This window comes from Tenacibaculum caenipelagi (assembly GCF_004363005.1).
Taxonomy (GTDB): Bacteria; Bacteroidota; Bacteroidia; order Flavobacteriales; family Flavobacteriaceae; genus Polaribacter; species Polaribacter caenipelagi.
Map to the genome: position 1 here is coordinate 360582 of NZ_SNYH01000005.1, position 12054 is coordinate 372635.

General features: G+C 31.5%; 9 protein-coding genes. 6 read left to right on the forward strand and 3 right to left on the reverse strand.

Translation table 11 applies throughout. The annotated features are described in order from the left end of the window. Window positions 1-2: 2 nt before the first annotated feature. Complete coding sequence (locus tag DFQ07_RS12705; protein WP_133537432.1) at window positions 3-2378, forward strand: GumC family protein; 2376 nt, start codon at window positions 3-5, stop codon at window positions 2376-2378. 49 nt (window positions 2379-2427) lie between these two features. Here DFQ07_RS12705 and DFQ07_RS12710 read toward each other — a convergent pair whose 3' ends face one another. After that, window positions 2428-3165, reverse strand: a complete 738-nt coding sequence (locus DFQ07_RS12710) for a tyrosine-protein phosphatase (protein ID WP_133537434.1) — start codon at window positions 3163-3165, stop codon at window positions 2428-2430. Window positions 3166-3305: 140 nt separating this feature from the next. Between DFQ07_RS12710 and DFQ07_RS12715 the strand changes: the two genes are divergently transcribed. Then, a complete protein-coding gene (locus DFQ07_RS12715; RefSeq protein ID WP_133537436.1) occupies window positions 3306-4157 on the forward strand; it encodes an N-acetylglucosamine kinase in 852 nt (283 codons plus the stop codon). Here the strand turns inward: DFQ07_RS12715 and DFQ07_RS12720 are convergent. Continuing rightward, entirely contained in the window at window positions 4154-5407 is a 1254-nt protein-coding gene (locus DFQ07_RS12720; RefSeq protein WP_133537438.1) for a UDP-N-acetylmuramoyl-tripeptide--D-alanyl-D-alanine ligase, read from the reverse strand. The two genes, DFQ07_RS12715 and DFQ07_RS12720, sit on opposite strands and share 4 nt — an antisense overlap. A 65-nt stretch (window positions 5408-5472) precedes the next feature. Beyond that, the gene (gldJ, locus tag DFQ07_RS12725; protein WP_133537440.1) at window positions 5473-7173 is read right to left on the reverse strand and encodes a gliding motility lipoprotein GldJ; all 1701 of its coding nucleotides are present in this window, start codon (window positions 7171-7173) and stop codon (window positions 5473-5475) included. A gap of 361 nt (window positions 7174-7534) precedes the next feature. Between gldJ and porV the strand changes: the two genes are divergently transcribed. The 4 genes from porV to guaA all read left to right on the forward strand — a co-directional run bounded on the left by porV (window position 7535) and on the right by guaA (window position 12040). Beyond that, window positions 7535-8632 carry a type IX secretion system outer membrane channel protein PorV gene (gene porV / locus DFQ07_RS12730; protein WP_133537442.1) on the forward strand — a complete coding sequence of 366 codons (1098 nt, stop codon included), beginning with the start codon at window positions 7535-7537 and terminating at the stop codon, window positions 8630-8632. 82 nt (window positions 8633-8714) lie between these two features. After that, window positions 8715-9197, forward strand: coding sequence for a cytidine deaminase (gene cdd / locus DFQ07_RS12735; protein ID WP_133537444.1), 483 nt, complete (start codon window positions 8715-8717; stop codon window positions 9195-9197). Window positions 9198-9368: 171 nt separating this feature from the next. After that, on the forward strand, window positions 9369-10433 hold the full coding sequence (locus DFQ07_RS12740; RefSeq protein WP_133537446.1) for a 3-oxoacyl-ACP synthase III family protein: 1065 nt from the start codon (window positions 9369-9371) through the stop codon (window positions 10431-10433). Window positions 10434-10504: 71 nt separating this feature from the next. Further along, complete coding sequence (gene guaA, locus DFQ07_RS12745) at window positions 10505-12040, forward strand: glutamine-hydrolyzing GMP synthase (RefSeq protein WP_133537448.1); 1536 nt, start codon at window positions 10505-10507, stop codon at window positions 12038-12040. The last annotated feature ends 14 nt before the right edge of the window (window positions 12041-12054 follow it).

The following is a 12054-nucleotide window of genomic DNA, read 5'->3' on the forward strand; positions in this document are numbered from 1 at the left end:
CTATGAATAACGAACAATATTCTCCACAAATAGACAACAACGACACCATTAACATTAGGGCTGAATTAGAAAAATACTTAATTCATTGGAAATGGTTTGCTTTAGGTATTTTAATTGCTATAATAGGTGCGTATTTGTACTTAAGATATAGTACACCTGCATATAGTGCATCCACCACCATCTTAATAAAGAATGATAAACAAGGAGGTATTTCAGATGAGTTAGCTGCATTTGAAGACCTAGGTATAGTTGGAGGATCTAGTAAGAATATTGATAATGAAATAGAAATAATAAAATCTCGTAAACTTATTAATGATGTTATTCAAAAACTAGATTTAAATATCAAATACCTTACAGAAGGTAGAATTAAAGAATCTGAAATTTACGAAAACAAACCTATTACTTTTGTTAAAATTGATTCTACATCAAAAAGATTAAACGAGTTAGACACTATCATCAATATTGAGATTTTATCTGCCGAAAAATTTCGTTTAAAAAATAGTGAAGGAAATACTATTTCTGAAAACTTATTTAATCAACTAATAAATGATACTTCTCTCGGTAATTTTAAAATTGTAAAAAATCAAGGTTTTGATAAAGAAAGTACAAACAAGAATATCAAAATCTTAATAAAACCAGTTGATAAAATTATTGATGGGTATCAAAAAGGGATTAATATCTCTCCTATTAGCAAAAAATCTAGTGTTTTAAGATTATCATTACAATCTTCGGTTAAAGAAAAAGCTGAAAATATACTAGATGAACTAGTAAGACAGTATAACTTAGATGCAATAAATGACAAAAAAGAAGTCTCAGAAAAAACCAATGATTTCATTGCTAATCGTTTAAGTAATATTGCTAAAGAACTAGGAAAACTAGACGATAATGTTGAAACTTTTAAAGACAAAAACAACATTACCGATATTGAATCTGAAGCACAATTAGTACTTCAAACCAATACGGAAAATCGTAAGAAACTAATTGAAGCTACCACAGAATTAAGTTTGGCTAAATCTTTAAACAAGGAACTAGACAATGATGATTATTTACCTGCAAATTTAGGCTTATCAGATGGTAATATTGCTACTTCAATTAATGAATACAATCAACTTTTGGCACAACAAAAGCGTTTAGAAAAAAGCGCAGGTGCTAAAAACACTATACTCATTGATATACAGGAAAACTTATCAAGCCTAAAAAGTTCTTTAAAAAGAAGTCTTGAAAATACTGTTCATTCTTTACAAATAAAAGTAAATAGTTTACAACGTGAGGCAAATCGATTTAACTCAAAAATATCTTCAATTCCTACTAAAGAAAGAGAATTTTTAGACATTGCTCGTCAACAAGAAATTATAGCTGGTCTATACTCATATTTATTAAAGAAAAAAGAAGAAACAGCTATTTCTCTTACGGCTACGGCAGTACCAAATGCTAAAATTATCGATAAAGCTTATGGATCTGACATTCCTGTTAGTCCCAAAAGAAAAATCATATATTTAGCAGCATTATTATTAGGATTGATTATTCCTTTTGTTTTTATTTATTTAAGAGATTTACTAGACACAAAAGTTCATACTAGAAAAGATATTAAGGATTTAACTTCTATTCCTTTCTTAGGAGACATCCCACATTCTGAAACGAAAGAAAAAATAGTAATCAATACCAACGCTCGTTCAAGCACTGCTGAAGCTTTTAGGTTGATAAGAACTAACCTAGATTTTATGCTTCCTAATAAAGGTGAAAAACAAGCAAAAACTATTTTTATAACTTCCACAACTAGTGGAGAAGGTAAATCTTTTACCTCTATCAACTTAGCTGCTTCTTTATCTTTATCAGGTAAAAAAGTGGTATTGGTTGGAATGGACTTAAGAGCACCAAAAATTATAGAATATTTAGAAATACCTGAAAGAAAAGGAATTACTAATTTAATTACTAATGATAGTATCACTTTAGATTCATTAAAGTTTTCAATTGATGAAATTCCAAATTTAGATATTATCTCTTCTGGTGCTATCCCTCCCAATCCAGCAGAATTGTTAATGACAAATAAAATAGGAGACATATTTACTGAACTAGAATCACAATATGATTATGTTATTATCGATACTGCTCCTGTAAACTTAGTAACAGATACCTTGTTAATTGCTAAGTATGCTGATATCGTATTGTATGTTGCTAGAGCAAATTACCTAGATAAACGTATGTTAATGATTCCTGAAACTTTATATAAGGATAAAAAACTACCAAAATTAGCTATTATTTTAAATGACACTGATTTAAAACGAGGTTATGGTTATGGCTACGGCTATGGCTATGGCTACGGCTATGGTGTGGCTGAAGATGATGGAAAACCTTGGTATAAAAAAATATTTAGTTAAGTTATAAACTATAGAATTATAAAAAAGGAAGCATTAATGCTTCCTTTTTTTATTTAAACTTTTTATTATTTTCTAACAACTTCTCTATCTGCTTTTTTGTCTTTACAGTTCCTATTTTTTGTAAAAGTTTCAAATGATTGTGATGATGGGTATCAGTACCAACAAAATCATACATTCCTTCACTTAACAATTTTTGTGCTGTCTTTTGTACTCCTTTACCATACTGTTCTGTCAAAGACAATAAATTCAATTGAAAAACACAACCTGCCTTTTTTAACTTATAATAATTCTGATAGTCATTATGGTAAAAATTATACCTTTCTGGATGCGCTAAAACAGGCTTATACCCTTTCAGTTGAATTTCAAATAAAATATCGTATAAATTATAAGGCGCATTAAAATACGACATTTCCACAAGTATATAATTATCTTTTAATGTTAAAATATCATCAGCTTTAAGCCTTTCTGTGAATCGCTCATCCATCATATACTCGGCTGCAGCGTTTATAGAAATATCTTTAAGACCTCGTTCTTTTAATGCTGTCCTAACCTCTTCTAATTTTTCTTTAATTGTTGTAGAAGAATTTGGATATACATCTCCCAAAACATGAGGAGTGGTAATAAAATTCTTAATTCCGTAAGAATACATTTTCTCTATCAAAGAGATAGAGTTATCTATATCTTTTGCTCCATCATCAATTCCTGGTAATAAATGAGAGTGAATATCTACAAACCCTTCAGGAAAAACTTCTTGTAGTGGAATCTCTTTTTTTTTAAAAAAAAACATAGTGGGTAAAATATCTATTTTGACACAAATTTAAACTAATAAATTTACTGTACTATAACAAATTTCATTCCTTTTCCATTCCACATGATTGCCAATTAACTTTGATAGCCATATATTTGACTTATAAGAAATAGTAAGAAATGATTTTAATTGCTGATGGTGGCTCTACAAAAGCCGATTGGATTGCTCTTAACAATAATAAAAAAGAAGTTTTCAGAGCAACTACACTAGGTATAAACCCTTCCGTCCTTACAAAAGAGGAAATAACAGATAAAATATCATGTTCAAAAGAACTGTTACATATTAAAAATGATGTTTTACAAGTTTATTTTTATGGAGCGGGTTGTGGTTCTCCCATAGCTTCTAAAAATTTACAAGAAGTTTTAGAAATTACTTTTACAAATGCTAGGGTTATTGTTTCTGAAGACACTTTAGGTGCCGTTTACGCTAGCTCTGGCACAAAGCCATCTATTGTATGTATTTTAGGAACGGGCTCTAACAGCTGTTATTTTGATGGAAAAACCATGATAACTTCTGCTCCTTCATTAGGTTATACAATAATGGATGAAGCCAGCGGCAATTATTTTGGCAAACAATTACTCTGTGATTTTTACTATAACAAAATGCCTAAAAAAATCGCCTCTGCTTTTCAGGCTTCTTTTGATCTTGACACAGACACTGTTAAGATGAATTTATACAGAAAACCAAATCCGAATATGTATTTGGCTTCTTTTGCCAAATTCATGTTTAAATATAAAGACAAAAAATACATTAGAAAAATTATAAAAAAAGGATTCCAAGATTTCTTTTATTACAGAATACTTCCTTTTCAAAAGGACTCTAATACTCCTATTTACTTTATCGGCTCTATTGCCTATTACTTCAAGGATATTTTAGAAAAAGTAGCATCTAAGAATAACTTAGTTGTTACAGATATTATTCAGCGACCAATTGAAAAATTGGTTGATTTTCACCGTAATAATAAAGTTTAACAATATTCTACTATGCGTTCAAGAGCCATTCCTCTTGATCCTTTTACTAGAATTGTACTATTCTCAATTGAATTAATTTTTAAATACTCTTTTAATTCTTCAAATGTTTCAAACTTAGTATTGGTTGTTCTGGTTTTATTAAAATTTTTACCTACTAAAAAAACCTTATCAAAACTCATCTGTTGTGTCAAATCTGCTATAAATTGATGCTCTTTTGCACTAAACTCTCCTAATTCAAACATATCACCTAAAATAATAGTTTTATGAGTATCATTAAATGCATTAAAACTCTCTAAAGCAGCTTTCATACTCGTTGGGTTTGCATTATAAGCATCTAATATTACTTTATTCCTTTCAGTATTAATAACTTGAGATCTATTGTTTGATGGAACATAATTTTCTATTGCTCTTTTAATTTGCTCTGATGAAACATTAAAAAAATCTCCAATTGTTATAGCTGCAGATATATTCGCAAAATTATAAGTTCCTATAAGATTACTTGTTATACTTATATCTTTAAATAATAATTTCACAAACGGGTTAGCATCAATAAGCTGAATATCTTCGACGAACATTATTGTTTCCATACTACTAGTTTTTTCAACCTGAGTTCTGTCGTTAGGATTAACAAACACCTTTTTATTATGCCTTCTAAGAAAGTCATATAACTCAGACTTCGCTTTGACAACCCCTTCTAATGACCCAAAACCTTCTAAATGTGCACTACCAAAGTTTGTTATGTAACCATAATCAGGATTTGCTATTTCAGATAAAAAAGCTATTTCTTTTGGATGGTTGGCTCCCATTTCTACAATACCAATTTCTGTATTCTTATTCATAGATAGCAAAGTCAACGGAACCCCAATATGATTGTTTAAATTTCCAATAGTAGCTGTTGTTTTGTACTTAGTTGATAGTACTGCGTTAATTAATTCTTTCGTCGTTGTTTTTCCATTACTTCCTGTTAAAGCTATAACTGGTATTTGTAATTGATCTCTATGATAATTTGCAAGCTTTTGAAGTGTTTGTAAAACATCTTCAACTAGAATAATTTTCTCTGAAGTTTTATATACTGCTTCATCTACTACAGCATAACTAGCTCCATCAGCAATTGCTTCTTCAGCAAACTTATTCCCATTAAATTTTTCACCTTTTAACGCAAAGAACATTGCATTCTTTCTAATGTTTCTAGTATCTGTATCAACTAAACCGTGAGTAATGTACAGCTTATATAAATCTTCTATATTCATATTGTAAAAATAAAAAAACCTCATTGAGAGTCAATGAGGTTTTTTGAATATAATTAAATTCTGTTTTATTTAACTTTATCTGGTGTCGCAGTTTTTCTTTTGTTTAACACCATAGGTCCCATTTTATCAGTAGCACATCTAAATCCAATGTAATTAGTTGCCATATATTCTGGGAAATATCTTCTCTGTGCAGGATCTAACCAATATTCTCTATCAGCCCAAGAACCTCCTTTAAACACTCTTGACTTATCACTAATTAAAGTAGTTCTTCTTTTGCTATCATACTTATAATTATCAATTGCATTTCCTAAAGAATCTACTTCAGCTTCTGGTTTTTGAGGTGAGTTATACATTCTAGAAGAACGATCTAACTGGTCTTTATCTAATCCATAGTATTTAGATGAAGCTTGATCACCATCTCCTAAACTAGAGTTATTAGCTAAGTTATAATTTCTTCTCATGTAAGTATCTTCTTTCGTAATAGGAATATACTTAACACTACCAGGTAAATCTTTAGGTACAATTCTACCATTTTCTAAAGTATCGTACTGAACTTCTCCATCACCAACGATAACCACCTTACCTTCTTCATTAATTAATTTCTTAGTAAAGATGTTTCCTCTAAAATAATTAAAGTCATTAGCTTCCGAATCAATAATAGGTCTGTAAACATCTTCAACCCATTCAGCTACGTTACCTGACATATCGTATAATCCAAATGCATTAGGAGGGTAACTTTTTACTGCATTAGGAATATCCGATCCATCACTACTCCAACCTGCAATACCACTATAATCTCCTTTACCTTGTTTAAAGTTTGCTAATTGATCACCTCTTCTACGCTTATCTCTATCACGAGTGTACTTTCCGCTCCAAGCATATTTTTTTCTACCTCTAATATTATTATACTCGCGGTTTTCAAAAAGTGCTTTTGCTGCATATTCCCACTCTACTTCTGTAGGTAATCTAAACTTTTGTGATAGAATACCATCTGACGAGGTAACTTGTCTTCCTGTAAATGATCCTTTAGCTGGTTTAGGCTCTCCTTTTGCTCTAGGCACTGGAATTCCTTTTTTATAGATAGTAGAATCTCCATCGAAAATAGCATAAGGATCCGTCAAATATGTATCTGTATCAAAGTTATTAGCTCCTTTAAAACTCAATGAATCATCTTTAAAGATGTTTTTAATTACACCTTTATCCATTAAAATTTTTAAGTTAACCGCATTTGTACGCCACTTACAATATTTGTTTGCTTGAATCCAACTAACTCCAACCACAGGATATTCTGCATAAGATGGATGTCTTAAATAGCTTTCAGATAATAAGTTTGTGTTTCCTAATCCCTTTCTCCAAACTAAAGTATCTGGTAAAATTGATGGATAAATATTTTTAAACTGAGGGTCTTCTGTAGGAAAAACATCTTTTGTATATTGCATAAACAGCCCATACTCTGCATTTGTCACCTCCGTTTCATCCATATAAAAGGTACGTACATGCATTTTTTTAGGAGTTGTATTCCAATCGAACATCACATCGTCCTGTACCAATCCCATAGTAAAGGTACCTCCTTCAATATGAACCATCCCTGGAGGAACGTTCTTTCCTTCTTTATACTTCCCTTTTATGTAACCACCATAACTAGGATCATTAAAGTTCCAGCCTGTTAATGAGGATTTACCTGACCCACCTCCGTTGTTCTTACAAGAAACAACCAATAAACTGGTGACTGCCAATAAACTAAATAATTTCAACGTACTTTTCATGTATTTTAAACTGTTTTTAAGGGTGCCGCAATTTACAATATTTCTAATTTCTTACAACTAAATTATCTACAATTTCACATTTAGCAACCTTGCTCATGCAAGATTACAAACGACAGTTTTTTAACTTTAGTATTACGAAACTAAGAAAAAGATTAAAATAAGCATCATTAAAGTGTTACAATTTTCGAGTATGCAAATAGTATTTTAAATATAAAGCAGTCATATAATATTTTTATACTAACATCGTTATCATGTTAGTAAAATCCCCTTAGTGTATACAAAATCTGATCCCTTAAAGCATTAAAAGCAAATAATGCTTTAAGAAAATCATATATTTGCTAAACAATTAATCAAATTTTACATGAAAAAATTATCTATAGCGCTATTATTATTTATGTGCTTTACCCTTCAAAACAAAGTACAAGCCCAAACATCAATAAACACTACGGCAATGCCATTTTTATTGATTACACCCGATGCTCGTGCTGGGGGGATGGGGGATGTTGGTGTAGCAACATCTTCTGATGCTTTTTCAATTTTTCACAACCCTGCTAAAACAGTATTCAATCAAAATAGAATAAGTGTTGGGGTAAACTACACTCCTTGGCTGCGAAATTTAACTGATGATATTTTTGTAGGTGGGGTCTCTTATGTAAATAAGTATAGTGAAAAATCTGCCTGGGGAGTAGATTTAAAGTATTTTTCTTTAGGTGAAGTTTCCCTAAGAGATGATTCTAATAACCCTACAGGAACAGAAACCCCTAACGAATTAGCCATTACAGGAATATACTCACTAAAACTAAGCGAAACCTTTTCTATGGGAATTGGCTTAAAGTATATCCACTCAAACTATAAAATTAGAAGTAACGATTCAAGTTTAGAAACTGTAAATTCTTTTGCTGTAGATGTTTCGGGATACTACCAATCTAAGGAAGAAAACTATGGAAACTTTAATGGTCGTTATCGATTAGGGTTTAATATTGCTAATATTGGACCTAAAGTTGAATACACTCCTGGAGTAGAAAACTTTATACCAACAAATGCTAAAATAGGTGGTGGGTTTGATTTTATATTTGATAATTATAACACTTTTGGACTTAATTTGGAATTCACAAAGTTATTAGTCCCATCAAGTCCAAACTCAGAAAGAGGATGGTTCGAAGGTATGTTTACCTCTTTAGGTGACAGAGATTTTAGTGAAGAATTAAAAGAGACCACATGGGCTTTAGGTGCTGAGTACTTATACAACAATGCTTTTGCTGTAAGAGCTGGATATTTTCATGAAAGTGAAGAAAAAGGGCAACGTCAATATTTTACTTTAGGAACAGGGTTTAGCTCTAAAGCTTTCACTTTAGATTTATCATACTTAATTAACACTTCAAACGTTAACAACCCATTAGAAAACACCTTACGTTTTTCTTTATCTTTTGATTTAGGAGAACTCTATGAAATTTACTAGGAGAACAATATTTTTTTTATAAATTCGTGTCAGAATATAAAAGCAGTCTACCCGACTGCTTTTTTTGACTAATTTATTTACCATGAAGAAAATTAATATAACTACTAAAGCTATTTTGTTTGATGATATTTCACAATTATCGAAAGAAGATGCCTTTTTAATTGAAAAAGCAACTGAAGCTAGGCAAAAAGCTTATGCTCCTTATTCAAAATTTAATGTAGGAGCCGCTATTCTACTTGATAATGGCGAGGTTATATTAGGTAATAACCAAGAAAGCGCAGCTTATCCTTCTGGCATGTGTGCTGAACGTGTAGCTATTTGGAAAGCAGGATCAGAATACCCTAACATGAAGGTAAAAAAAATAGCCATTACTGCTGCTTCAGAAAATACTAAAGTAGACAAACCTGTTGGCCCTTGTGGAGCTTGTCGTCAAACATTGTCAGAATATGAAATCAATCAAAAAGAACCTATTCAAATACTATTTATGGGAGAAGTTGGACAAATTGTAAAAACTGAATCTTTACTTTCTTTACTTCCTTTTTCTTTCGATAGTTCTTATTTATAATACTAACAACATAAAAACTAAAAAAAAGGGCTTCATTTTTGCAATACTCCAAAATAACCTTTATTTTTTAAGAATATCATAATTTTGCAAAATTGACTATCAATAAAGAGGTTATAGTCAATAAAAATGCTTTATTTGTAATTATTCAACCCTAAAAAATTAGCACACCTAATGAAGTCATCAGTAATTACAGGAACAGGTTCTTTCATCCCGTCAATCACAAAAGAGAATTATAAATTTGACAAAAATGTATTTTTAAATGCAGATGGAACTACTATTAACAACCCCAATCCTATAATTATTGAAAAATTCAAGTCTATCACAGGTATTGACGAACGTCGTTATGCTAAAGATGAGTATAAAGCTTCTGATTTAGGGTATTTGGCTGCTAAAAAAGCCATTGAAGACGCCAAGGTGAATCCTGAAGAATTAGATTATATCATTTTTGCCCACAATTTTGGAGATGTAAAAAAAGATGCTATACAAAGTGATATTCTTCCTAGTTTGGCTACTCGCGTAAAACATTTACTGCAGATAGAAAACCCAAACTGTGTTGCTTATGATATTTTATTTGGCTGTCCAGGATGGATTGAAGGTGTTATTCAAGCACAAGCCTTTATTAAAGCAGACATAGCTAAGAAATGTTTAGTTATTGGTGGAGAAACCTTATCTAGAGTTATTGACATGAACGATCGAGACTCGATGATTTATAGTGATGGTGCTGGAGCTTGTATTATAGAAGCTGTAGATAAAAGCGATAGTGGAATATTAAGTCACGCTTCACAAACCTTCACTAAAGAGGAAGCTTATTTTTTATTTTTTGGAAACTCAAACGATAAAAGCAAAGACAAAGATGTTCGCTATATTAAAATGCATGGGAGAAAAATTTACGAGTTTGCCTTAAACAATGTTCCAAAAGCAATGCAAACTGCATTAGACAAGAGTGGTATTGCAATTGATGATGTTAAAAAAATATTTATACATCAAGCTAATGAAAAAATGGACGAAGCCATTATTAAACGTTTTTATCGTTTGTATAAAAAACCTGTTCCAGAAGGTGTAATGCCTATGAGTATTCATAAATTAGGGAATAGTTCTGTAGCAACTGTCCCTACCCTACTCGATTTAGTTTTAAAAGGAAATATTGAAAATCAAGAAGTAAAAAAAGGAGATGTAATCATTCTTGCTTCTGTCGGTGCAGGAATGAATATTAATGCAATTGTTTATAAGTATTAATAGTTTGTTAATCTGAAGAATTTCTTACTAAATATTCTCGCAAATCTAAAATGTAAGTACTATTTTTGCGCATGCAACAACACAACGTACTTATATTAGATTTCGGTTCGCAATACACGCAATTAATTGCGCGCCGCGTAAGAGAATTAAACATTTACTGTGAAATTCACCCTTACAACAAAATACCACAAAATTTAAACGATTTTAAAGCTGTAATCCTATCTGGAAGTCCGTCATCGGTTCGTTCAGAAGAAGCTCCTCATCCAGATTTATCTGAAATAAGAGGTCAAAAGCCATTATTAGCAGTATGCTATGGAGCGCAATACTTATCTCATTTTTCTGGTGGATTAGTAGCTCCTTCGAATACTCGTGAATATGGTAGAGCTAACCTTTCTTTTATTAAAGAAGGAGAAGAATTCTTTAAAAACATTTCTGAAGGAAGCCAAGTATGGATGAGTCATTCAGACACCATTAAAGAATTACCTACTGGAGGGACTTTATTAGCAAGCACGCACGATGTTGAAAATGCCGCTTATAAAATTGAGGGAGAAACTACCTATGCTATTCAATTTCATCCAGAAGTATATCATTCTACAGATGGAAAACAATTATTACAAAACTTTTTAGTTAATATAGCTGGAGTTGCTCAAACTTGGACACCTGATTCATTTGTTGATGAAACGGTAGCTGAATTAAAAGCAAAGATTGGTAACGATAAAGTTGTTTTAGGATTGTCTGGTGGAGTAGATTCAACTGTAGCAGCTGTATTATTACACAAAGCAATTGGAAGCAACCTACACTGTATTTTCGTAAATAATGGATTATTACGTAAAAATGAATTTACCGATGTATTAAAACAATACGAAGGTATGGGGTTAAACGTTAAAGGTGTAGATGCTTCGGCACGTTTTTTGGATGAACTAGCAGGTTTAAGTGATCCTGAAGCAAAGCGTAAAGCCATCGGTAAAGTTTTTATTGATGTTTTTGATGATGAGGCTCATCAAATAGAAGATGCTAAATGGTTGGCACAAGGAACGATTTATCCTGATGTGATTGAATCAGTTTCTGTAAACGGTGGACCTTCAGCTACTATAAAAAGTCATCACAATGTAGGTGGATTACCTGATTTTATGAAATTGAAAGTAGTAGAGCCTTTACGTATGATTTTTAAAGATGAAGTACGTCGCGTAGGTGCTTCTATGGGAATTGACAAAGAATTATTAGGTCGTCACCCATTTCCTGGTCCTGGTTTAGCTATTAGGATTTTAGGGGATATCACCGCAGAAAAAGTTCGTATTTTACAAGAAGTAGATGCTGTATTCATCAACGGATTAAAAGAAAGCGGATTATACGATAAAGTATGGCAAGCCGGTGCTATTTTATTACCTGTGAACTCTGTTGGAGTTATGGGAGATGAAAGAACCTATGAAAAGGTAGTTGCCTTAAGAGCTGTAGAAAGTACTGACGGTATGACTGCTGATTGGGTAAATTTACCGTATGAATTTTTACAAAAAACATCAAATAAAATAATAAATAATGTGAAAGGTGTTAATAGAGTTGTGTACGATATCAGCTCGAAGCCACCTGCAACAATTGAATGGGAATAAAATCCATATAATAA

Excerpts from the sequence above, each read along its gene's own strand:
- DFQ07_RS12705 (WP_133537432.1), top strand. The coding sequence starts at position 3 with ATGAATAACGAACAATATTCTCCACAAATAGACAACAACGACACCATT.
- DFQ07_RS12710 (WP_133537434.1), bottom strand. The coding sequence starts at position 3,165 with ATGTTTTTTTTTAAAAAAAAAGAGATTCCACTACAAGAAGTTTTTCCT.
- DFQ07_RS12715 (WP_133537436.1), top strand. The coding sequence starts at position 3,306 with ATGATTTTAATTGCTGATGGTGGCTCTACAAAAGCCGATTGGATTGCT.
- DFQ07_RS12720 (WP_133537438.1), bottom strand. The coding sequence starts at position 5,407 with ATGAATATAGAAGATTTATATAAGCTGTACATTACTCACGGTTTAGTT.
- gldJ (WP_133537440.1), bottom strand. The coding sequence starts at position 7,173 with ATGAAAAGTACGTTGAAATTATTTAGTTTATTGGCAGTCACCAGTTTA.
- porV (WP_133537442.1), top strand. The coding sequence starts at position 7,535 with ATGAAAAAATTATCTATAGCGCTATTATTATTTATGTGCTTTACCCTT.
- cdd (WP_133537444.1), top strand. The coding sequence starts at position 8,715 with ATGAAGAAAATTAATATAACTACTAAAGCTATTTTGTTTGATGATATT.
- DFQ07_RS12740 (WP_133537446.1), top strand. The coding sequence starts at position 9,369 with ATGAAGTCATCAGTAATTACAGGAACAGGTTCTTTCATCCCGTCAATC.
- guaA (WP_133537448.1), top strand. The coding sequence starts at position 10,505 with ATGCAACAACACAACGTACTTATATTAGATTTCGGTTCGCAATACACG.